We start from the raw sequence: 21,787 nt of genomic DNA, 5'->3' as shown, positions 1-21,787 counted from the left end.
GCGTCCTTAACTGACGGAGTGGGAGATCAGGAGTTCGGGCTGCCCTGGCTCAGCTGGGCGGCGCTGGTGACCACGTGGTCGATGAAGCCGTACTCCTTCGCCTGGTCGGCGGTGAACCAGCGGTCCCGGTCGGCGTCGTTCTCGACCTGCTCGAGCGGCTGGTTGGTGTGCTCGGAGATCAGCCTGAACAGCAGCGCCTTGAGGTGCAGCGACTGCTCCGCCTGGATCTTGATGTCGGAGGCCGTACCGCCCATACCGCCGGACGGCTGGTGCATCATGACCCGGGTGTGCGGCAGCGCGAACCGCTTGTTCTTCGCGCCGGCGCAAAGCAGGAACTGGCCCATCGAGGCGGCCAGGCCCATTCCGACAGTGGCGACGTCGTTCGAGATCCACTGCATGGTGTCGTAGATCGCCATGCCGGAGTCCACCGAGCCACCCGGCGAGTTGATGTACAGCCAGATGTCCGCGTTGGGATCCTGAGCGTTCAGCAGCAGCATCTGCGCGATGATCGCGTTCGAGTTGTCGTCGCGAACCTCGGAGCCCAGGAAGATGATCCGGTTTTTCCGCAGCTCGCGGTAGATGTCGTCGTCTTGTCCGCCGGATCCGTTGCCGCCCGCGGCGGTGGGGCTGGCTGCAAATGTCTCGTTCACGAACCCGACACTACTGGTCGGCGGCGACAGACCTAAGGCTGGGCCGGAGGTGTTCGCTCACGGCGCACCGCTCGTCTGCTCTGAGCGAATTCAGGCCCGATCACCAGCCGCACAGGACAACGGATCCGGACTCGCCGGCGGCTGCCTCGTCAGGTACTTCGCGGCGTTGCGGCAGCTCCGGCTCCCGCCGTACCTCAGGCTCCTGCAGCAGTGCGGCCACACCCGCCCCCTTCCGCGTTCGACCCGAACCGCTCCGGAAATCGTTTCACCGGCCACGCTAGGCCAGATTTTTCACGGTCGCGTCGCGATCGTCCGGCGAACATGCGTACGGCCCGGACCCCACCTGAAGGGATCCGGGCCGTACGGCGAGACGTTGCTCTGGCCGGCTCAGGCCTGTGCGGGCTCCGCGACCGGGGCCTCGGCCTCGTCGGCGCCCTCCGCACCCTCAGCCTCCGGGTCGGCGTACGAGCCGTCCGGCTGCAGGGTCTTCAGCTCGACCGTGTTGCCGGAGGCATCGGTGACCTTGGCGTTCTCCACCAGGTACGCGAGCGCCTTGCCGCGGACGACCTCGGACACCAGGCTCGGCACCAGGTTGTTCTCCACCGCGTGCTGCGCGAACTGGTCCGGGCTGACGCCGGAACGCTGCGCGTGCCGGACGATGTGCTCGCTGAGCTCCTGGTCGTTGACGCTCAGCTCCTGCTGCTCCGCCACCAGGTCCAGCACGAACTGCGCCTTGATCGCGTCCTCGGACCGCTTCTTCAGGTCCTCGTCGAACTCTTCCTGGGTCTGCTCCTCGCCCTCGAGGAACTGCTCCATGGTCATCCCGGAGTACCCGAGCTGCTGCTCCAGGTTCTCCTTGCGGGCGGCCAGCTCGTCGGTCAGCAGACCCTCCGGGACCGGCACGTCGACCAGCGTCAGGATCTTCTCCAGGACGGCGTCGCGCGCCTCACCGGCCTGCTCGAGCCGCTTGCCGCGCTCCAGCCGGGTCTGTACGTCGGCCTTCAGCTCCTCCGCGGTGTCGAACTCCGACGCGGTCTGCGCGAACTCGTCGTCGAACTCCGGAAGCTCCTGCTCCTTGACCGCCGTCACGGTCACCTCGACGTCGACGTCCTCGCCCTTCAGCGAGCCGCCGACCAGCTGGGTGACGAAGGTCTTCTTCTCGCCGGCGCTCAGACCGATGACGGCCTCGTCCAGGCCGTCGAGCAGCTGACCGCTGCCGACCTGGTACGACAGGCCGGTGGCCTGCGCCTCCTCGACCTTCTCGCCGTCCTTGCTGGCCGACAGGTCGAGCGTGATGAAGTCCTTGTCGCCGACCGCGCGCTCGACCGGGTTCAGCGAGCCGAACCGCTGGCGCAGCGACTCGATCTGCTCGTTCACCTCGTCGTCGGAGATCGCGATGTCCTCGACCTCGGCCTCCAGGCCCTCCAGGTCCGGCAGGGTGATCTCCGGGCGGACCTCGACCTCGGCGGAGAACTGCAGGCTCTCCTTGTCGTTGAACTCGGTCACGTCGACCTCGGGCCGGCCGATCGCCTTGACCTGGTTGTCGCTGACCGCCTGCGAGTAGAGCTTCGGGAGCGCGTCGTTGATCGCCTCCTCGAGCACCGGACCGCGGCCGACGCGCTGGTCGATGACCTGCGGCGGGATCTTGCCCTTGCGGAAGCCCGGCACCACGATCTGCTGGCCGATGCTCTTGTACGCCGCGTCGAGGCTCGGCTTGAGTTCCTCGAACGGCACCTCGACGATGAGCTTGACCTTGGTCGGGCTCAAGGACTCGACGGTGCTCTTCACGGTGGCGGTTCTCCTTGATTCGGTGACATTCACAGCACGCGCGACACCCCGCGTTGCAGCGGTGCTACAGGGGGTTTGTCGGGGCGACAGGACTCGAACCTGCGGTCTCCTGCTCCCAAAGCAGGCGCGCTAGCCACTACGCTACGCCCCGCAGTGACCGGTCGAGTGTAGTCGACCGGAACCAGTGCTCGCGCCACCGGGGCCCCGGACATACCGTTTTGAGTCCAACCGGCCTCATGTGGAATCATGTCCGAGCACCACGCGGGTGTAGCTCAATGGTAGAGCCTCAGTCTTCCAAACTGATTACGCGAGTTCGATTCTCGTCACCCGCTCGGGCGAGAGGGCGAGGTATGCCTGCGGAAAGCGCAGGCCTTCCTCGCCCTCTTCTGTTGTGCGCCTTCGCTTCGCTCGGCGCGGGCGGGGGCTCCGCCACCCGCACCCCCTTGCGCCTTCGCTTCGCTCGGCTCCTGGGTCGGGTTGGGTGCGTCGGGCGCGGGGCGGGGGTTGGGTTGGGTGCGTCAGGCGCGGGGCGTGGGTTGGGTTCGGTGCTTCGGTGCGGGGCGGGGGGTGGGTTGGGTGGGGGTTGAACAGGCTGTTGGTTCAGGGGAAGGCTGGGGGGCCGCCTCTTAGGGAGCGGCAGGTGGCTTTGGGGTCGTTGACGAAGTTGGGGGTCTGGTTGTCGGCTTCGTAGTAGCGGTGGAAGACGGGGGCCTGGGAACCGGACATCGGGGGGACGATCCAGCTCCAGTCGGCGGGGCAGCCGCGGCCGGCATGGCTGACGATCCGGCCGAGAGCGCCGACGAACTTGTCCCGCTGGTGCGACATGGAGAGCGGAAACATAGGCCGCACCTCGGGATAGGACACGAACAAGTGCGAGTAGAAGTACAGCGGTACCTGTTCTCCGTGCTCTGTCACCCGGTCCCAGCTGCGCTGGAGGGCGTTGGCATCCGTAGAATTCGCTGTCCGGCTCGAGAAGGCAGCTCCTCGACTGAAGCGGTCGCCCCGTCAGCGGGTACCAGGTATTGCCTGTCGTCGGCAGAAGCGGCCGACGGACACTGCGTTGACAAGGGTTCCCTCCCAGTCCAGTCCCCGAGTCGGTCCGTCGTGGTGTCTCCCGCCCGCAACCTACCCGCGCCCATCGGCTTGAAGCCGCGAACCGCACTGAGACGTGCCGCAATTTCTCTTAGGCCCGGAGAAAGGCGATGCCGTCGATACTGGCCGGGGCCGTGGAGGTGGAGACGATCTTGAGAGCCCCTGTGCGGAAAGGAGTTGTGGGGAGGTAGGTGACGACGCGGCTGGTGGTAGTTGCGGCCAGAGAAACCGTGCCGATCTTGATGTTCGCGTGGTAGATGTCCACGCGGCCCTGGCCCGGGCCGTGAATCGCTACCAGGGCGATGCGCAGGCCGGCCTCGGTGGCCTTGGTCAGGTACGCGCCGTTCGCTTTGAGGATGGTCGTGGTGCCTTGGAAGGCCAGCGTGCTGGTGGAACGCGTGACCGTACCGGCCGAGGTCAGAGCACGGTCGTCCTCCGGTGCCACCGAGCAGATCGGTGCGGACCAGGCGGACAGATTCCCCAGGTAGTCGCGGGCGCGCACCATGAAACACTCGTCCCAGCCGAGTCGCGGCGACCAGGTGATCCCGGTGATGCGCGTGCTCTGCCAAACAGCGGGGTAGATCCACTTGCCGAACGCGGCACCCGGTGCGGCCACCTTGTAGACCACGTCGTACGACGCGATGTCGGTGTCGTCCTTGTAGGCCCAGCGCACTGTTGCGGACCCGCTCAACTGCACGCGGTCGCCGATGCGCCACGTGACCAGTGAGGGCGCCGTACCGTCCACTTCACTGCAGTACGACGTACTCCAGGCGCTCAGGTTGCCGGCGTAGTCGCGCGCACGCACCTGCCAGCACGTGTCCGTGCCGATCGGTGCCGTCAGACTCGCTCCAGTGGTCTTGAGCCCCTGCCACGCGGGCACCTGGTTCCAGGCGCCGTACGGCGACGTGCGGTTGGGGCGCTGCTGAATTCGCAGGTCGTAGCTGTCCACACCGGTCGCAGGTGAGTTCGGGTCCTGCGGGTCGTCGTACGCCCACTCGAAGGACAGGCTGGTGTTGTCGCGAATGCGATCGCCGGCGGACGCACTGGTCAGCACGGGCGCGACGGTGTCCGGGTGCTGCTGCGGGTCGGCGGTCAGCCAGGACAGGGTGATCACGCGGGGCTTGCTGGTCGCGTCGGCGTACACGATCTTCGCCAGCCCGGAGCCGTCTGCCCGGAAGCTGGGTGTCGTGGTACGGATCGGCCCGTAGCGGCGCTGTCCCAGTGCCGGGTCGTTGAGGTCCGTGACCAGCAGGTCGGAGCCCGAGGCCTGCACGGTGAATCCGTTGCCCAACTGGGCGTCCGCGGCCACGGTCAGGTTCCGCGGCGGCTGCGGCCCGTTGACGTCTACAACCTGGTTGCAACCGCTCAGTACTGCCCAACGGCCGTTGACGTCGTCCGGGCCGACGGTGCACGCGCTGGCGACCAGGACGGTCTTCACGTCACCAGTGGTCAGGTTCTTGCCGTCCAGGTGGCCCGGCTCGGTCACTTTCCACACCGTGTCACCGGACATCGCGAACGGCGGGGCGACGTCGGCCACCTTGGTCCTACTGGCGACGTTGTACACCTCAGCGGTCGCAGCAGCCGGTGCACGATGCGAGACGAGCTTGCCACCCTTCCCGAGCACCACGTCGTCCGCAGCGGGGAACGTGAGCCCACCGACCTTCGCAGTACTCCCGTCGAACGTCAGTAGCGCAGGCCCCTCCACCTGCAACGGCTTGCCGTCGTTCGAGCCGCCAGAGGCGGTCCACGTGGTCCCGTTGTTGCTCGTCTCGTAGACAGGGTTCGAAACGACCACGCGGGCGCCCGACATGCCGACGTCGACCGCCGTACGCCCGGGAACGACGACGCCCTCCCCGAGGTGCTGCGGTGGATCGGCAGCCATCACCTGTGACGCCGTCAACGGCAGCAGTACGACGGCACACACCACGGCCGCCTTGACACGTAAGCCCAGCACGAGAGACCCCCAGTACACCGATGACTTCGCGCCGCACCCTAGTCAGTAACCACCGGTAACGGAAGCGCCGTGGAAAACCGGGTGACACACCGAGACCTCGAGAGGATCCTGAAAGGCTGACCAGCGACGAAAGGGACGGATGCAAGCGGGAATCACGGTATCGGCGGCCGAACTGCCCGAAGTACTGCTGCACGTGGCAGTGGTACGCCCGGTCTTCCTCTGGGGCGCACCGGGGATCGGGAAGAGCAGCCTGGTACGGGCGTTCGCGGAATCGCTCGGTCTGGAGTGCGTCACGCTCCTGGGCACGCAGCTCGCGCCGGAGGACCTCATCGGCGTACCGCAGATCGTGGACGGCCGCAGCCGCTTCGCACCACCCGTGGCGATCGCCCGCGACGAGCCGTACTGCCTGTTCCTCGACGAGCTGAACGCCTCCTCGGCCGAGGTGCAGAAGGCGTTCTACTCGCTCATCCTGGACCGCCGCATCGGCGAGTACGAGCTGCCCGAGGGGTCTGTCGTGATCGGCGCCGGCAACCGGGCCACCGACAACGCCCTGGCCCGGCCGATGGCGAGCGCCCTGGTGAACCGGCTCGTGCACATCCACCTGCGCGCGTCAGCGACCGACTGGCTGCAGTGGGCCGGTACAGCCGGGATCCACCCGTGGGTCCTCGACTACCTGCGCAACCGCCCCGACCACCTGTGGACCGCCCCGCCGAAGACCGAGGAGCCGTTCTCCACGCCGCGCAGCTGGCACATGCTGTCGGACTCCCTGCACTCGTACGGCGACGACGTGTCCGACGAGACGCTCCGGGTCCTTGCCTTCGGCACCTTGTCCGCGGCGCACGCGTCGGCGTTCCGTGCGTATGTGAAGACGGTCCGGCACGCGTTCGGGCTGGACGCCGTACTGAAGGGTGAGACCGGCTGGCCGACCGCCGCAGAGGACAGGGACCTGCTGTACTTCCTGGCCGAGACGTTCCGTGCCCGTCTGATCAAGGAGCTGGCCGCGGACAAGGCGTCGGCGAGCCCTGCGGCTCGTCAGCTCGCCCATCGTGGCAAGGCGCTGCTGGTCGAGCTCGCGGAGATCTCGCTCGAGGTCGCGCAGGTGGTGATCGCGGCCGACGACGACGGCCGCCCGGTGCTGCCGACGTGGTTCCTGGTCGAAATCAGCCGCGACCTGCCGCGGCTGGTGGCGGCCCGTGCCTAAGCGGAAGAAGTCGCAGCGGGACCCGGCGTGGGAGGCGATCCAGTCCGGCTGGGGCATCATCGCGCGGCACCCGCTGTTCGCGCCGATGGCGGACTGGACGCACAGCCCACTCCGCGACGAGACCTGCCCAGGAAACGGCACAGCTGACGGCTGGGCGACCATCGACTCGAACGGCCAGATCCGCACGCACCGGACGCGGCGTGCGACCGCTGAGGAGTGGGCGTGGGTCTTCGCGCACCTCCTGATCCACCTGGGCCTCGGCCACGCCGAACGGGACCTGCCAGCACCTGACCAGGCCACCAGCGCCGCAAACGACGTGGCGGTCAACCGCTACCTCCAGTCGCTCAAACTGGGCACGCCGGTCGTTGACCTGCCGCCAGACTTCCCCGCCATGGAGGAGGACGCGCTGGCGCGACTGTGGCGGCGCGCCGGCGTACCGGCTGAATACGAGCGTCTGGGCGTGGCAGGTCACGTGCCTGATGTCCACACCGCCCGCTGGAACGGCTGGGGCACACCGCCGAATTGGGGCGAGTTGTTCGCCGCAGGCCTGTCCGCCGCGGCTGCTGCGGCTGTCGAGGTTGCTGGCGGCGCACGCTCGTCGCTGAGTGCAGGCAGCAGCGGCCGGGACAAGTGGGACCTGGCCCTCGGCTGGTTCGTCTCGTCGTACCCGCTGCTCGGGGCGATCGCTGCGAGCATGACCGTCGTCGCCGACGCCGAGCTCGCCCGCGGCTGGGACATCCGGGTCGCGGCGGTCAACGCGTCCGCCGGCGAGATCTACGTGAACCCACTGGCCCGCCTGACGTTGAGCGAGTGGCGGTTCGTCATGGCGCACGAGATGCTGCACGCCGCTCTGCGGCACGGTGAGCGCGTCGGCGGCCGTGACGCGTACCTGTGGAACGTCGCCGCCGATCTCGTGATCAACGGCTGGCTCGTGGAGATGGGTGTCGGCACCCTGCCCGACGGCGGGCTCTACGACCCGGCGCTCAAGGGCATGTCCGCGGAGGAGGTCTACGACCGCATCACCACGGACCTCCGCCGCTACCGCAAGCTGGCGACACTCCGCGGCGTCGGCCTGGGTGACGTCCTCGGCCACCCGCTCCCGCACTCCGGTGAGCCTGCGCGGGCTGCTGGTCTGGATGACATCTACCGACGCGCCCTGAGCACCGGACTGGCGTACCACGACCCAGCTCGCGGCACACTACCTGCCGGACTGGTCGAGGAGATCCGCGCTCTGGACCACCCGCCGCTGGCCTGGGACGCACAGCTGGCCCGCTGGTTCGAGGAGCACGTCCCCGCGGTCGAGAAGACCCGCACGTACGCACGGGCCTCCCGACGCCAATCCGGTACGCCGGACATCCCGCGCCCCGGCTGGATCCGCCCGGTCGAGCTGGAACGACTCCCGACGTACGGCGTCGTCCTGGACACCTCGGGCTCCATGGACCGCGAGCTGCTCGGCAAGGCACTCGGAGCGATCGCGTCGTACTCACGCGCTCGCGACGTACCGGCCGCGCGGGTGGTCTACTGCGACGCCGCGGCGTACGACGCCGGCTACGTGCCGGTGGACGACATCGCCGGCCGCGTCAAGGTCCACGGTCGCGGCGGAACCGTCCTGCAGCCCGGCGTGGATCTGCTGGAGCGAGCAGACGACTTCCCCGCCCACGGCCCCATCCTGCTCATCACCGACGGCCACTGCGACGTCGTCCGCGTACGACGCGAACACGCCTGGCTGATCCCCCGCACCGCATCCCTCCCCTTCACCGCCAGAGGTCCCGTGTTTCGCCTGGAGTGAATCGTGTCTGCTGGGGGCGAACAGGTGTAGTTGGGTGGCTCTGTTGAGTGACAGGTTCACGGCATGGCATGGGTTGTGAGGGGCGAGTTCCGGAAGCTGTGGATCGGGCAGTTGGTGTCCGCGTCGGGCAGTGCGGTCACCACTGTCGCGCTGCCGCTGGTGGCTGTGGTGACCCTGCGGGCCTCGGCTGTGGAGATGGGTGCGTTGTCGGCGTTGACGATCGCACCGCATCTGGTGCTGGGGCTGTTGGCCGGCGTCTGGGTCGACAGCTGGCCCCTGCGTCGCGTGCTGATCTGGACCGACGTCGGACGGCTCCTCCTGCTCGGCTCGGTGCCTGCTGCGGCTGCACTGGGGTGGCTGCACATCGAGCAGCTGTACGCCGTCGCCGTACTGACCGGAGTGCTGACTCTGCTCTCGGACACCGCGTCGCAGACGATGATCCCGTGGCTGGTGCCACGTGAGGACCTGATGCGGGCGAACAGCGCGGCCCTGCTCAATCTCAACCTCGCCTCCACGCTCGGACCGTCCGTAGCCGGGTTCCTCGTACAGGTGCTGACGGCACCGTTCGCGATCCTCGTCGACGCGGCGTCGTACGTCGTGTCCACGATCGCGGCGTACCTGCTCCGCGAGCCCACCCGCGCACCTGCACCCGAGCGGTCCGAGGTACGGCTGTCCGCGGGACTGCGGCTGCTCTTCAGCCACCGGATGCTCAGGCCGCTCGTGCTCTCGGCTGGTATCGCTGCCATGGCCGGATCGATGCAAGGCCCGCTGGTGGTTCTCTTCCTGATCCGTGAGCTGGACAAGTCACCGGCGTTCGTGGGGCTGTCCATGACCGCGTTCGGAGCCGCTGCGGTGGCCGGTACCCTCATCGCTCCCGCCTGGTGCCACCGGGTCGGCCTCGGCCGCTCCTATCTGACCGGCGTGTTCCTCGCTTCGTTCAACGGCGTCGCTCTGTTCACCGGTGTGACGCCGCTGATCCTCCTCGGACAGGTACTCGCCGGACTCGGTATGTCTCTGTTCGGCGTCCCGCAACGCACCCTGCGCCAGGCGCTCGCGCCGCCGCACCTCGTTGGGCAGGTCACCGCGTCCTGGCGCACTCTGGTCATCGGCGGCCAGACCGTCGGCGCGGCAGCCTCGGGCGTCCTCGCCACCGCCCTCGACATCCGCCCCACCCTCCTGATCGGCACCGCCGGCATGCTCGCCGGCCTCCTGGTCGCCGCCTTCTCCCCGCTCCACGGACTGCAGGATCTGCCCGAAGGGGAACCGGTCGGACGATCGATCGCGGAGGACTGATCGCGGATCGTGATAGGTCGGGAGGAGATTCCCGCCTGGGCATTGGGTGGGCTATTGCGTTTCATTGGCAGGGAATGGAATTGGCGCGACAAGCGCTTACCTACTGAGCGATACTGGAAAGTGCGCCGTTTTCCGGTCGTCAAAACCCCTTTTGAGTCGAAGTAGATGGGAAGTGCGCCCGTCCAGATGCCCTCAGAGCACACTGTCCAAGCGCCGTCGATCGCAGCCCCTACCACCCGTGCCCCAGAACGCAGCCGCAACCTGTGGCGGCTCCGTCCCTACCTGAAGCCACACCGTTGGCGCCTCGCGGTCATGTTCTCCACCGCCATGCTGGGCGTCGGCGTCAGCCTCGCCGTTCCGCTGGTCACCCGAGCCATCATCGACGGTCCGGTCACCCGCCGCGAGCTGAGCATGCTGGTCCCGCTCGCACTGCTGGCCCTCGGGCTCAGCATCTCCGAGGTCATCCTGGTCTGGATGCGCCGCTGGGCGCAGTCCCGGACCGTCAGCGACCTCGAGGCCACGCTCCGGCACGACCTGTACGTCCGCCTGCAGTCACTGCCGATGGAGTTCCACACCCGCTGGCAGAGCGGTCAGCTGCTCTCCCGCGTCACCACCGACCTGTCCACGATCCGCCGGTTCATGGGCTTCGGCCTGCTCTTCCTGGTGATGAACATCCTGCAGCTGGCCGTGGTCACGGTCCTGCTGCTCCAGCTGTACTGGCCGCTCGGCCTCGTGGTCCTGGTGGCCGCCGTGCCGATCGTCATGGTGTCGCTGAAGTTCGAGAAGAAGTACCTGCGGATCTCCCGCAAGGTCCAGGACCAGCAAGGTGACCTGGCCACCCGGATCGAGGAGTCGGCGCTCGGCTTCCGGGTGATCAAGTCGTTCGGCCGGCGGCCGCACGTCCAGGGCCAGTTCGACGACGAGGCGACCAGGCTGTACGACACCGAGGTCGAGAAGGTCCGGCTCGCGTCGCGGTTCTGGAGCTTCCTCGGCGTCATCCCGAACCTGACCCTGGTGATCGTGCTGCTGCTCGGCGCGCTCGCCGTCGGCCGGGAGGCGATCACGCTCGGCACCCTGGTTGCGTTCATCACGCTGATGCTGTCCCTGGTCTGGCCGGTCACCTCGCTCGGCGCGATCCTGGCGATGGCGCAGGAGTCGATGACCGCGGCGGACCGGATCAGCGAGATCCTGGACACCCACTCGGTGATCAAGGACGGCTCGGAAGAGCTCAAGAACCCGCGGGGCCACCTGCGCTTCGAGCACGTCGGGTTCCGGTTCTCCGACGACTCCACCGAGGTGCTGCACGACATCAACCTCGACCTGACCCCTGGTACGACGCTCGCACTGGTCGGCGCCACCGGGTCCGGGAAGACGACCCTGACCGCACTGGTCCCCCGGCTGTACGACGTGACCGCCGGACGGATCACCATCGACGGGCACGACATCCGGGACCTGTCCCTGGTGTCGCTGCGGACGGCTGTCGCGTCCGCGTTCGACGACCCAACCCTGTTCTCCATGAGCGTCCGGGAGAACCTGACCCTCGGCCGTCCGGACGCATCCGAGGCAGACGTCCAGCAGGCGCTGGAGGTCGCCCAGGCGCAGTTCGCCAATGACCTCCCGTGGGGCCTGGAGACACGCGTCGGTGAGCAGGGCATGTCGCTGTCGGGCGGTCAGCGGCAGCGGCTCGCACTGGCCCGTGCAGTGCTCGCCAAGCCCGCCGTACTGGTGCTGGACGACACCCTGTCCGCTCTCGACGTACACACCGAGGCGCTGGTCGAGGAAGCACTGCGGAACGTGCTCTCCGAGACCACCGGCATCGTGGTCGCGCACCGCGCGTCGACGGTGATGCTGGCCGACCAGGTCGCTCTGCTGCAGAACGGCACGGTCACCCACGTAGGAACCCATCACGAGCTGCTGACAACGGTCCCGGCGTACCGGCACCTGCTCGCAGCGGAGGAAGAGGAGGTGCACGCATGACGACCCAGACCCAGCAGACACCTCCGGAGGCCTCTGAGGCGCAGGAGGACGAGCAGCAGCCGAAGGAGCAGAAGTGGCGGGGCGTCTTCGAGGACGACCCCGACCGGGAGGTCTCGCGCGCGACCAGCATCCGGCTGAAGGAGGATTCCCGGAAGCTGCTCGGTGAGCTGCTCCGGCCCTACCAGAAGCTGATCTGGCTGCTGGTGGTGATCGTGATCGTCGAGAACGCCGCCCGGCTCGCCGTGCCGTACCTGGTCCACCTGGGCATCGACAACGGCATCCCGCCGATCCTGGCCGGCAAGGGCTCCCAGGAGCTGATCACGATCGTCATCGCCGTACTGGCGTCGGCGCTCCTGCAGGCCTGGGCGCGGCAGCTGTTCCTGATGCGCTCCGGCCGGCTCGGCCAGACCATCCTGCTCGGTCTGCGGCGCCGGGTGTTCGACCACTTCCAGCGGCTCAGCCCGGCGTTCCACGACAAGTTCACCTCGGGCCGGGTGATCTCGCGGCTGACGTCCGACGTACAGGTCATCGACGAGATGCTCGCGAACGGGTTCGACGGTCTGGTGACCGCGCTCCTGACGCTGGTGGGTACGGCGATCATCCTGCTCACGCTGGACATCAAGCTCGGCCTGATCGCACTGCTGTCGTTCCCGGCGCTGCTGATCCTGACGGCGTGGTTCCGGAAGCGGTCCGCGCTCGTGTACCGGCAGACGCGTGAGGCCGTCGTCCTGGTCATCGTGCACTTCGTCGAGTCGATGACGGGTATCCGCGCGGTGCAGGCGTTCCGCCGGGAGCCGCGCAACGAGGAGATCTTCCACGGCGTCAACGACCGCTACCGGAAGGCGAACCTCGAGGCGTTCCAGCTGAACGCGATCTTCATGCCGTCGATCAAGGGCGTCGGCAACATCACCATCGTCGCGATCCTGGGGTACGGCGGTTACCAGGCGTACCACGGGCACGTGACGGTCGGCGTCCTGACCGCGTTCCTGCTGTACCTGCGGCAGTTCTTCGAGCCGCTGCAGGACATCTCGCAGTTCTACAACACGTTCCTGTCCGCGTCGGCGGCGCTGGAGAAGCTGTCCGGTGTGCTGAACGAGACGCCGGACGTGCCGGAGCCGATCAAGCCGGCCAAGCCGGGCCCGGCCCACGGTCACCTGGAACTGCGGAACGTGCGCTTCGAGTACGTCGACGGCGTACCGGTGCTGCCCGGTCTGCAGCTGGACGTGCCGGCCGGTCAGACCCTGGCCCTGGTCGGTACGACGGGTGCCGGCAAGACCACGATCGCCAAACTGGTGGCGCGGTTCTACGACCCGACGAGCGGGCATCTGCTGCTCGACGGCGTCGACCTGCGGGACCTGGCCGAGGACGACCTGCGCGAGCGGGTCGTGATGGTGACGCAGGAGAACTTCCTGTTCACCGGCTCGGTCGCCGACAACATCCGGTTCGGCAAACCGGATGCCACGATGGAGGAGGTCGTCGAGGCCGCGAAGGTGATCGGGGCGCACGACTTCATCACGGCGCTGCCCAACGGGTACGAGACCGCGGTCGAGAAGCGCGGTTCCCGGCTCTCGGCGGGTCAGCGGCAGCTGGTCGCGTTCGCGCGGGCGTTCCTGGCGAACCCCGCCGTACTGATCCTGGACGAGGCGACGTCCAGCCTGGACATCCCCAGCGAACGCCTCATCCAGCGGGCGCTGAAGACGATCCTGGCCGACCGTACGGCGATCGTCATCGCGCACCGGTTGTCCACCGTCGAGACCGCCGACCGCGTCCTGGTCCTGGAACACGGCCGGATCATCGAGGACGGCCCGCCCGACCACCTCATCACCATGGACGACGGCCACTACGCCGGACTCCACCAGGCTTGGGAAGACTCACTGGCCTGACGGCACCGGGCGCGTGGGGACCTCCCCACGCGCCCACTCCGTTCTACGTCCTACGGCGGGCCGCATTCGTCTCCTGTACGACGGCCCACGCGTCGGCGACCGGTCCGACGTGCCGGAGCTTGTCCGGGTTCACCACCGCGCGGATCCCCTGGATCTGCCCGTCGACGATGTCGAGCGTCCACGTGTTGACCACTCTGCCGTCGCTGTCGCGGAAGATCGCTCCCGGCTGACCGTTCACCAGCTGCGGCTCCACGACGCCGCCGATCCGCGCGAACGGCCCAGCCAGCGCAGCCAGCAGTCCTGCCACGTTGCGGGCGCCGGCAACGACACCTCGGCCCCACTGCGGCGCCTTGCCGCCTGCGTCGCCGACTAGCTGCACGTCCGCGGCCAGGAACTCCATCAAGTTGCCGACGGCACCCTCTTTGAACGCCTCGAAGAACCGCACCGCCAGCTCCTCCTGCGCTCGCTGGTCAGCTGCGAACCTCGGCCGCCCCGCATCCATGTGGCGACGGGCACGGACCACCAGCTGACGGCACGCCGCCTCCGAGCGCCCCACGGCCGACGCCACCTCCGCGAACCCGAACCCGAACACGTCCCGCAGCACGAACGCCGCCCGCTCCAGCGGGGACAACCGCTCCAGCAGAAGCAGCGCGGCCATCGACACCGAGTCAGCCAACTCAGCCGCCCGCTCCGGGTCCTCGTACGGGTCGGACAGCAACGGCTCCGGCAGCCACGGCCCGACGTACTCCTCCCGCCGGCGACGAGCAGACCGCAGGACGTCGACAGAGATGCGGGTGACGACCGCGGACAGGAAGGCCTTCGGCGACACCGGATCCGTTCGCGACCCGGCGTACCGGAGCCACGTGTCCTGTACGGCGTCCTCTGCCTCGCTGACGCTGCCGAGGATCCGGTAGGCGATCGAGAACAGCAGTGGACGCAGCTCCTCGAACTCCTCGTCGCGAGTGCGCATCACGCCAGCTCTGCCCTGAAGCCCTGCCGCCACGACGGGTACTGCAACTCCCAGCCGAGCTCCCGCTTCGCCTTGGCGTTGGAGAAGCCGCGTCCCTCGGTCATCATCACTACAGCCTGGTCTCCCGCCAGCCGCCGCGCCAGCCACACCGGCACGCGCAGCGGCGACTTCGCGCCGGCGCACTCCGCCAGGTACGGCAGCCATTCGCTCGCCGGCGCCGGATCGTCGTCGACGATGTTGAACACACCAGTGACCTTCTGCTCGACAGCCAGCACGGTCGCGCTCGCAGCGTCATCGAGATGCACCCAGGAACTGTAGCCAGTCCCGCGTCCCACCAGCGGGTACTGGCGTTTGCGCACCAGCTCCACCTGGTCGTCGATGGCCCCCGGCCCGTAGAAGGCGCCGTACCTCATGACAGCCCCGCCGATGTTCAGCACCAGGTCCTCGATGCGGCTGAGCGCCTTGAGGCCGACGTACGCCGCTGTTCCCTCCATGAGATTCAGCGGGTCCTCCTCGGTCTTGACCCAGCCGCCCTCGCGGATGCCGTTCCAGCTCGCGTAGCCCTGCGCAACGAAGTGCGGGACGCCTACTGCCTCGGCTGCGGCCAGCAGGTGGTCAGTGCCCTCGGTACGCAGTCTGTTCGTCTTCGCGAACCAGCGGTCCGGATGCTTGATGTCCGGCTTCCCCGCGTGCGTCATCGAGATCGCGGTCATCTGATGCACGATCACGTCCGGCCTCGCCAGCGCGACAGCCTCGCCGACCGAGGCCCCGTCCAGCCCGTCCATCACTACGCCTTCAGCACCCGCCGCCGCGATCAGATCCAGCTTCACCGCACTCGTCGTACTAGCCGTCACCTGATGCCCACGAGCCACCAACTGCGGCACCAGCCGCCGGCCCAACACACCGCTTCCACCTGCCACGAACACCCGCATCGTCAACACACTCCTCGTTCGGTTTCGCTCCCGAGACGAGACAGCACTGCCGTCTGTGACATGACAACGAGGAAGAACTGTCGCAAGGCGTCGGTACCGTGAAGGGCATGTTGACGACGCTGGCGGTGGAGAACTACCGGTCGCTGCGGCGGGTCGTCATGCCGTTGCGTGGTCTGAATGTCGTGACCGGGGCGAACGGAACGGGCAAGTCGAGCCTCTACCGGGCGCTTCGGTTGCTGGCTGATGCTTCGCGCAACGGTGCGGTCGCGGCGCTGGCGCGGGAGGGCGGGCTGCAGTCGACGCTGTGGGCGGGGCCTGAGCATGTCCGGAAGGACCGGCCCACGCAAGGCACCCGGAGGACCGGTCCGGTGACGTTGCGGATGGGGTTCGCGGGGGACGACTACGGCTATCTGATGGATCTCGGGTTGCCGATCCCGAACGGATCGGAGTTCGATCTGGATCCGGAGATCAAGCGGGAAGCCTTGTGGGCCGGGCCGTTCCTGCGGCCGGCGGCGTTGCTGGTCGAGCGCACCAACCACGAGGTGCGGATTCGTACGGCGAGTGGTGAATGGCAGCGGGGCGGGCACCAGCTCCAGACGTTCGACAGCATGCTGAGCGAGTTCGCGGACCCGGAGCGCGCACCCGAACTGCTCCTGGTGCGGGAACGTCTGCGGGGCTGGCGGTTCTACGACCACTTCCGCACCGACGCGACAGCGCCGGCTCGCCGGGTTCAGGTCGGCACGCGCACCGCCGTACTCTCCGCGGACGGCGCGGACGTGGCTGCGGCCCTGCAGACGGTTCGGGAGCTAGGTCCTCGAGGAGCCTTGGACGAGGCGATCGAGCTCGCGTTCCCCGGCAGCCGCGTCCAGATCACCAACACCGCGGGCCGTTTCGAGATCGCCTTTCACCAGCACGGGTTGCTGCGTCCGCTGTCCGGCGCCGAGCTGTCCGACGGCACCCTCAGGTACCTGCTGTGGGTCGCCGCGTTGCTCACGCCGAGACCGCCCGAGCTCCTCGTCCTCAACGAGCCCGAGACCAGCCTGCACCCCGATCTCCTGCCGGCGCTGGCCAACCTGGTGGTGACCGCGGCGAAGGAGACCCAGGTCATCGTCGTCACCCATTCCCGCCCGTTCATCGCGTCGATCGAGGCCCTCTCCCCCGACCTCCAGACGATCGAACTCGTGAAGGAGAAAGGCGCGACCACCATCACCGGCCAAGGCCCCCTGGACGAGCCGCCGTGGAAATGGCCGACCCGCTAGGGCTTGTCTTCGGGAGGTTTGACGCTCTCGAAGCGGACGAGGATCACTGATCCGGCCGCGGACAGGGCGAAGCCTGCGATGGCGGCCGGCCACCATCCGGCGCGTACGGCGTCGTCGAGGACGAACACGCCTACCGCGGCCGGGGTGATGGTCTGCAACGCGATCATCGGCGTGGTGGCCAGCGTCACCGAACCGCGCTGCAGGGCCAGCGAGTAGAGGATGAACGCGAGCGCGCCGCTGATCGGCAGCGTGTACAGCGTGGGGCTCCGGACGAGTTCGCTCAGCGACCCGTCCTCCAGCAAGCGCGCCGAGATCGCAACCCCGGCGTACCCGAGACCGGCGAGCATCCCGAGCAGCGCCGTGGAGACACCGTGCTGCGAACGACTGGCAACGGCACCGAGTCCGGCGATGACGACGAGTCCCACGATGATGCCGATCGTGAGCCCGTGATGCTCCGCGCCGGCGCCCGCATCGCCGGCCGCCACCGCGAGCAGACCGAGCCCGACGCACACGCCGATCACCGCGGACCACTCGAGCGTACTCAGCTTGTCCGACATCAACCGGGTCGCGAGCAACGCCGTCACGACCAGACTGACCGCGATCCCGGCCTGCGCCAGATACAACGGCAGCAACCGCAGCGCGACGAAATGCAGCCCGAAACCAGCCAGGTTCAGCGCCAGCGCACCAAGGAACGCCGGTTGCTTGAGCAGCGCGACCACGAACCCGCCGAGCCGCCGCGGATCCAGCTCCGACTCGGTCGGCACCTTCCGCGAACCGACGGCCTGCAGGATCGCTCCGACACCGAACAGCACCGCGGCGCCGAGCGCCGCGCTGAGACCGAGGACCACTACGCTACGGCCCTACGGCGCCAGGTGAGGTAGAGGCTGAGGCCGCCGTAGTAGACGAGGTAGGCCAGCGAGATCGCGACCACGATCGCGTTCGGGTTCGGCATCTGCGCGAGGAGTACGGCGTACGACGCGAGCCAGATCGCGGTCGTCAACAGGTTCAGTGAGCGGAACGCCCTGGTGCGCGACGGGTACACGTACTTCACCGGGATGAAGACGAGGATCGAGCAGACCACCAGGATGATGCCGGTGCTGACCGGGCTGAGGCCGAGCACCACCACGTAGAACGCAACGACGTTCCAGTAGCTCGGGAAGCCCAGGAAGAAGTGGTCCTCGGTCTTCGCGTCGACCCGGCAGAACTGGTAGCTGGAGGCCAGCAGGGGCAGCGCGCCGAGGACCGCACCCCAGCTCCCGGACGGCAGGTAGCCTCCGGTCCACAGCAGCACGATCGGGGCGAAGGCGTACGTCAGGTAGTCGACGATGTTGTCCAGCATCGCGCCGTCGAACCACGGGATGGTCTCCTTCACCCGCAGCCGGCGCGCGAGCATCCCGTCGGTTCCGTCGATCACCAGGGCCGCCAGCCCGAGCCAGAGCGCCCGGACGGCGTCGCCGTCGATGGCGGCGATCACGATCAGCAACGCGAGCACCGTTCCGCTCGCGGTATAGGCATGCAGTGCAAGTCCGGCCAGACGCAGCCGCGTCGACCCGACGAACGGTTCCCGCACCGCGTCGTGTGTGGTCAGGACAACTCCCAGAACTCAGGCGACGCAGCGCGTCGGGCCGGGTCGAGGTGGACCCAGCCTCCGCCAGCGTCTCACAAGCCTGGTCCCGCCCCAGTGACCGACCGTCATCTCCCGCAGATCTTTGCAAGCTCTTAGTCAGTCACAGGGCAGGCGGGGAACTACTTGACCGGGTCGAGCACGAAGAGCGGGATCTTCCGGCTGGTCTTCGTCTGGTACTCGGCGTACGGCGGGTAAGCGGCGACGGCCCGCTGCCACCACTCGTCGTACTCCGCGCCCTCGACCTCGCGGGCCACGTACTCCTTGGTGGTCTCGCCGTCCTGCAGGGTGAGCTTCGGGTCGGCCTTGAGGTTGAAGTACCACACGGGGTGTTTCGGAGCGCCGCCGAGCGAGGCGACCGCGGCGTAAACGCCGTCGTGCTCGACGCGCATCAGCGGGACCTTCCGGATCTTGCCGGACTTGGCGCCGCGCATGGTCAGCAGCACGACCTTCATACCCTGGATGTCGACCACTTCGGTGGTCCCGGCCGCGGTGACCTTCTCGACCTGGTCCCGCACCCAGCCGGTGGGGCTCGGAGCGTAGTCGTCGTTGTTCGATGTCATGTCACCAATGATAATGGTGACACATCAACATCGACACCTCGCGGCGTGCTCAGAGTGTCGGGGCCACGGCGGTCAGGGCGGTGAGGGCCTTGTCCCAGGCCTGGGCGGACCGGTCGGGATTCTGCTCGTCGTCCAGGCGGTCGAAGCCCGATTCGACGACCAGCAGGCGGGTGCCTTCGGCTTCCGGGGTGAGGGTGAACTCGACCAGGTTCGCGTTACCCGGCGCCGGTTCCACTCCGGGATCGACGGCGTACCGGTAGGCGAACCGCCGGCCGGGCTCGACCTTCTCCACGAATCCGAGGAACTCCCCGTGCTCGTCCCACCGCATCACCAGCCGCCCGCCCGGCCGCAGGTCGATCTCCGCGCCGCCGAACGCATACCACCGGGCGAACACCTCGGGCTGCGTCACCGCGGCCCAGACCGTCTCCGGCCGGGCCTCGACGTACACCTCACGCTCAACGCTGTGCATGCCGACCATCCTGCCAACTAAACGGCGCAGGACTTGAGTTGCGTCGCGGTCGCGATGGTCGCCTCGATCCACCGGCGGCGCAGGAAGTGCGCCTTCAGGAGCCGGTGTACGCCGTCGAGCACGACCAGCCGGCCGCGGTACGCGACCAGGTTGATCGGGAAGTCGAGATCCGCGTCCATCACCCGCTGGTAGTGCGCGCGGAAGTTCATCGGCGTCTCCGCGACCTGATGCGGCGTGACCTTGAACCGCTCGCCCTCGAGCTGCCACAGCGGCAGGTCGAACATCCAGACCAGGTCCGCGATCTCGACCGGCTCGACCTTCAGCTCGAGCTCCCACAGCTTCGCGAGTTGCCAGCGGTACGGCGGGAACACCTCCCGCAACGCCTCCGGCATCATCGCGACCAGTTCCTCGAACGAGACGTCCGGCGCCGCCCGATCCGCGCGAGCGCCGAAGGTGTCGCCCAGCCCATCGATCGTCACGACGGAGCAGGCTACGCCATCGGCAGGGCGACCACGACCACGTTGCTGAGGTAGACCTCGCCGTTCCAGTCCTCGCACGTCACGAGAACGAGCCGGCCGCGAACGCTCTGGTCGAACAACTGCGCGGCACGCTTCGCCAGCGTGGCCTTCCGGTACGTCGTCACAGTGGCAACCCGGTACGCCAACTGGCCACGAGCCGTCGACACCCGCACAACGGATCCGGGCACCAACTTGCCGAGGTTGTCGAACGCGCCGCCGCCGTTGTGAACCGTGTGGCCGGTGATGACCGCGGAACCGCGCTTGCTCCCCGGCTGCGCTCCTCCGGACCACCAGCCGACCGTGGATGCGTCGGAAGGCGGGGTCAACGCGGCATGTACGGCGTCGATCGCCACCACCGGTGCGACAACGCCCAACTGCGGGATGTCGATGCCCGTGGGCCTTCCGGCACGTGCTGTCGCCGTACGGCCGGCCGACGACTTCGGAACGACTGCAGGCCTGCCCAAGCCTGCTGCTGAAGGCGACGCAGACGTCACCGACGGGGTCGCACCGGCTTGCTCGCTACCGCCGAACTGCAGATAGGCGCCGGCCCCGAGTACGCCGACACCCACGAGCGCGACCACCCCACTCCACCGAAGTGGAGCAGGGCGGCCGCGTCGACGGGCAGAGGTCATACCGGGTCCTTACAAGGGTCCTTACAAGGGTCCTACAAGGTCCTGCTAGGCGCTGTGCGTCCCGCGTCGACGGAGCGACACGATTCCGGCACCGGCAAGCATCGCACCGCCGGCCGCGAGCAGCAGACCACCCGCGAGACCGAACGGGCTGTTGCTGCCAGCAACCGAGTTGGAGCCCGGTCCGGCCGCACCGGCATCGACCGCGGTCGGCACACCGGCCGTCGGGGTGTCACTCGGTACGTCGGAGGCCGGCGTCGACTCGGTCGCCGTCGGGGTCGTGTCCGACGGGCTGGTCGACGCACCCGGCGAGGTCGGCGTCGTGGACGGGGTTTCCGACGGGCTCACCGGCGGAGTGTCCGTTGTGGTCGGCGGCGTGGTCGGCGGAGTGGTCGGCGGGGTGTCCGTCGTGGTCGGCGGAGTGGTCGGCGGAGTGTCCGTGGTCGTCGGAGGCGTCGTCGGCGGCGTGGTGGGCGGAGTGTCCGTCGACGTCGGCGGGGTGGTCGGCGGGGTGGTCGGCGGAGTGTCCGTCGACGTCGGCGGGGTGGTCGGCGGGGTGGTCGGCGGCGTGGCGTCGCAACCCTTGACCCAGAACACCTTGTGCTTCTTGTCGGCGCCGATCGAGCCGGGCGCGTTCACGGTGAGCTTCACGTGATAGCCCTGTTTCGGGTGCGGCTCACCGGTGAACTTCAGCGTGTAGACCTCGCGCGCGTCCAGGTCGGTGCCGCCGCCGGCCGCGTCCTCGCCGATGAACGGGTCGAGGTTGCCGGAGACAACCTGCAGTCCGGCGTCCGCCGTCGGGGCCTGGTCCTCGAAGGTCACCTTGGCCTTGTACGAGTCGCCCTTGTCGTAGTTGTAGAACTCGACGGTGAACGTGCAGCCCTGGTGCGGGTTGTTGTCCGGCGGGCCGCTCTGGATGTCGGCACCTTCGATCTTCACCGTGCCGTTGTTGCCCGGCGGGTTGTGACCGGCGGTCTGGTCGGCGTTGGCGGAGGGCGCGACGAGCAGTGCCGTTGCGCCGAGCAGCAGGGAAAGTGCTCCGGCGCCGGCAAAGATGCCGGCGGCCCTGGAGCGAACGCCCGTGTGGGTCATATCCGTCCTCGTACGAGAGTGCAGGGGTAAGCCTAGAGAAGTATTTCGGTTCCGTTACAGCAGTCAAGGTTGTTCGGTAACGATTGGCGTCGTGTCCGTGCGGT

19 protein-coding genes and 2 tRNA genes are annotated in these 21,787 nt (G+C 68.2%); 7 read left to right on the top strand and 14 right to left on the bottom strand.

The features are described 5' to 3' along the window. Positions 1-26: 26 nt before the first annotated feature. From EV651_RS00675 to EV651_RS00665, 3 genes are all read right to left on the bottom strand, one after another. On the bottom strand, positions 27-650 hold the full coding sequence (locus EV651_RS00675) for a ClpP family protease (RefSeq protein WP_133780849.1): 624 nt from the start codon (positions 648-650) through the stop codon (positions 27-29). Positions 651-1,037: 387 nt separating this feature from the next. Further along, complete coding sequence (gene tig, locus EV651_RS00670; RefSeq protein ID WP_133780847.1) at positions 1,038-2,438, bottom strand: trigger factor; 1,401 nt, start codon at positions 2,436-2,438, stop codon at positions 1,038-1,040. Between the two features lie 78 nt (positions 2,439-2,516). Next, positions 2,517-2,589, bottom strand: a tRNA-Pro gene (locus tag EV651_RS00665). 110 nt (positions 2,590-2,699) lie between these two features. Here EV651_RS00665 and EV651_RS00660 point away from each other — a divergent pair. Continuing rightward, positions 2,700-2,770, top strand: a tRNA-Gly gene (locus tag EV651_RS00660). A gap of 268 nt (positions 2,771-3,038) precedes the next feature. Here the strand turns inward: EV651_RS00660 and EV651_RS42885 are convergent. Both EV651_RS42885 and EV651_RS00650 read right to left on the bottom strand, forming a co-directional pair. After that, positions 3,039-3,278, bottom strand: coding sequence for a nitric oxide synthase oxygenase (locus EV651_RS42885; RefSeq protein WP_202870141.1), 240 nt, complete (start codon positions 3,276-3,278; stop codon positions 3,039-3,041). Positions 3,279-3,621: 343 nt separating this feature from the next. Next, positions 3,622-5,484 (bottom strand): hypothetical protein, encoded by a 1,863-nt coding sequence (locus EV651_RS00650; RefSeq protein ID WP_133780843.1) that lies wholly within the window; start codon positions 5,482-5,484, stop codon positions 3,622-3,624. Positions 5,485-5,623: 139 nt separating this feature from the next. Here EV651_RS00650 and EV651_RS00645 point away from each other — a divergent pair, with 139 nt between their 5' ends. From EV651_RS00645 to EV651_RS00625, 5 genes are all read left to right on the top strand, one after another. Continuing rightward, positions 5,624-6,685 carry an AAA family ATPase gene (locus EV651_RS00645; RefSeq protein ID WP_133780841.1) on the top strand — a complete coding sequence of 354 codons (1,062 nt, stop codon included), beginning with the start codon at positions 5,624-5,626 and terminating at the stop codon, positions 6,683-6,685. Further along, positions 6,678-8,474 carry a hypothetical protein gene (locus tag EV651_RS00640; RefSeq protein WP_238156568.1) on the top strand — a complete coding sequence of 599 codons (1,797 nt, stop codon included), beginning with the start codon at positions 6,678-6,680 and terminating at the stop codon, positions 8,472-8,474. The genes EV651_RS00645 and EV651_RS00640 overlap by 8 nt, the downstream gene beginning before the upstream one ends. A gap of 63 nt (positions 8,475-8,537) precedes the next feature. Beyond that, the gene (locus EV651_RS00635; RefSeq protein WP_133780839.1) at positions 8,538-9,767 is read left to right on the top strand and encodes an MFS transporter; all 1,230 of its coding nucleotides are present in this window, start codon (positions 8,538-8,540) and stop codon (positions 9,765-9,767) included. A 312-nt stretch (positions 9,768-10,079) separates the two neighbouring features. Then, complete coding sequence (locus tag EV651_RS00630; RefSeq protein WP_238156567.1) at positions 10,080-11,744, top strand: ABC transporter ATP-binding protein; 1,665 nt, start codon at positions 10,080-10,082, stop codon at positions 11,742-11,744. After that, positions 11,741-13,627, top strand: coding sequence for an ABC transporter ATP-binding protein (locus EV651_RS00625; RefSeq protein WP_133780835.1), 1,887 nt, complete (start codon positions 11,741-11,743; stop codon positions 13,625-13,627). The genes EV651_RS00630 and EV651_RS00625 overlap by 4 nt, the downstream gene beginning before the upstream one ends. A 43-nt stretch (positions 13,628-13,670) precedes the next feature. Here EV651_RS00625 and EV651_RS00620 read toward each other — a convergent pair whose 3' ends face one another. Further along, positions 13,671-14,597: an RNA polymerase sigma-70 factor gene (locus EV651_RS00620; protein ID WP_133780833.1), complete on the bottom strand. Its 927-nt coding sequence runs from the start codon at positions 14,595-14,597 to the stop codon at positions 13,671-13,673. Further along, a complete protein-coding gene (locus EV651_RS00615; RefSeq protein ID WP_133780831.1) occupies positions 14,597-15,529 on the bottom strand; it encodes an NAD(P)-dependent oxidoreductase in 933 nt (310 codons plus the stop codon). Before EV651_RS00615 ends, EV651_RS00620 begins: the two co-directional genes overlap by 1 nt. Before the next feature lie 107 nt (positions 15,530-15,636). On the opposite strand from EV651_RS00615, the gene EV651_RS00610 reads away from it, so the two are divergent. Beyond that, positions 15,637-16,788 (top strand): AAA family ATPase, encoded by a 1,152-nt coding sequence (locus EV651_RS00610; RefSeq protein WP_133780829.1) that lies wholly within the window; start codon positions 15,637-15,639, stop codon positions 16,786-16,788. On the opposite strand, the gene EV651_RS00605 is transcribed toward EV651_RS00610, so the two are convergent. The 7 genes from EV651_RS00605 to EV651_RS00575 all read right to left on the bottom strand — a co-directional run bounded on the left by EV651_RS00605 (position 16,785) and on the right by EV651_RS00575 (position 21,683). Next, entirely contained in the window at positions 16,785-17,636 is an 852-nt protein-coding gene (locus EV651_RS00605) for a hypothetical protein (RefSeq protein WP_133780827.1), read from the bottom strand. The two genes, EV651_RS00610 and EV651_RS00605, sit on opposite strands and share 4 nt — an antisense overlap. After that, complete coding sequence (locus EV651_RS00600; RefSeq protein WP_133780825.1) at positions 17,636-18,358, bottom strand: phosphatidylcholine/phosphatidylserine synthase; 723 nt, start codon at positions 18,356-18,358, stop codon at positions 17,636-17,638. The genes EV651_RS00605 and EV651_RS00600 overlap by 1 nt, the downstream gene beginning before the upstream one ends. A gap of 176 nt (positions 18,359-18,534) precedes the next feature. Beyond that, positions 18,535-18,975, bottom strand: a complete 441-nt coding sequence (locus EV651_RS00595) for a nitroreductase family deazaflavin-dependent oxidoreductase (RefSeq protein WP_133780823.1) — start codon at positions 18,973-18,975, stop codon at positions 18,535-18,537. A gap of 49 nt (positions 18,976-19,024) precedes the next feature. Next, positions 19,025-19,444: an SRPBCC domain-containing protein gene (locus tag EV651_RS00590; protein ID WP_133780821.1), complete on the bottom strand. Its 420-nt coding sequence runs from the start codon at positions 19,442-19,444 to the stop codon at positions 19,025-19,027. A gap of 17 nt (positions 19,445-19,461) precedes the next feature. Then, entirely contained in the window at positions 19,462-19,923 is a 462-nt protein-coding gene (locus tag EV651_RS00585; protein ID WP_238156566.1) for a hypothetical protein, read from the bottom strand. An 11-nt stretch (positions 19,924-19,934) separates the two neighbouring features. After that, positions 19,935-20,594 (bottom strand): class F sortase, encoded by a 660-nt coding sequence (locus EV651_RS00580; protein ID WP_133780819.1) that lies wholly within the window; start codon positions 20,592-20,594, stop codon positions 19,935-19,937. 45 nt (positions 20,595-20,639) lie between these two features. After that, positions 20,640-21,683: a hypothetical protein gene (locus tag EV651_RS00575; protein WP_133780817.1), complete on the bottom strand. Its 1,044-nt coding sequence runs from the start codon at positions 21,681-21,683 to the stop codon at positions 20,640-20,642. Positions 21,684-21,787: the final 104 nt, after the last annotated feature.

Origin of the sequence: Kribbella sp. VKM Ac-2571 (assembly GCF_004362255.1) — a bacterium.
GTDB classification, from domain to species: Bacteria; Actinomycetota; Actinomycetes; order Propionibacteriales; family Kribbellaceae; genus Kribbella; species Kribbella pratensis.
Note: the sequence above shows the minus strand (reverse complement) of the source record. Positions and strands in the feature narration are given on the sequence as shown.

Excerpts from the sequence above, each read along its gene's own strand:
- EV651_RS42885 (WP_202870141.1), bottom strand. The coding sequence starts at position 3,278 with ATGTTTCCGCTCTCCATGTCGCACCAGCGGGACAAGTTCGTCGGCGCT.
- EV651_RS00645 (WP_133780841.1), top strand. The coding sequence starts at position 5,624 with ATGCAAGCGGGAATCACGGTATCGGCGGCCGAACTGCCCGAAGTACTG.
- EV651_RS00635 (WP_133780839.1), top strand. The coding sequence starts at position 8,538 with ATGGCATGGGTTGTGAGGGGCGAGTTCCGGAAGCTGTGGATCGGGCAG.
- EV651_RS00630 (WP_238156567.1), top strand. The coding sequence starts at position 10,080 with ATGTTCTCCACCGCCATGCTGGGCGTCGGCGTCAGCCTCGCCGTTCCG.
- EV651_RS00625 (WP_133780835.1), top strand. The coding sequence starts at position 11,741 with ATGACGACCCAGACCCAGCAGACACCTCCGGAGGCCTCTGAGGCGCAG.
- EV651_RS00620 (WP_133780833.1), bottom strand. The coding sequence starts at position 14,597 with ATGCGCACTCGCGACGAGGAGTTCGAGGAGCTGCGTCCACTGCTGTTC.
- EV651_RS00615 (WP_133780831.1), bottom strand. The coding sequence starts at position 15,529 with ATGCGGGTGTTCGTGGCAGGTGGAAGCGGTGTGTTGGGCCGGCGGCTG.
- EV651_RS00610 (WP_133780829.1), top strand. The coding sequence starts at position 15,637 with ATGTTGACGACGCTGGCGGTGGAGAACTACCGGTCGCTGCGGCGGGTC.
- EV651_RS00595 (WP_133780823.1), bottom strand. The coding sequence starts at position 18,975 with ATGACATCGAACAACGACGACTACGCTCCGAGCCCCACCGGCTGGGTG.
- EV651_RS00590 (WP_133780821.1), bottom strand. The coding sequence starts at position 19,444 with ATGCACAGCGTTGAGCGTGAGGTGTACGTCGAGGCCCGGCCGGAGACG.
- EV651_RS00580 (WP_133780819.1), bottom strand. The coding sequence starts at position 20,594 with ATGACCTCTGCCCGTCGACGCGGCCGCCCTGCTCCACTTCGGTGGAGT.
- EV651_RS00575 (WP_133780817.1), bottom strand. The coding sequence starts at position 21,683 with ATGACCCACACGGGCGTTCGCTCCAGGGCCGCCGGCATCTTTGCCGGC.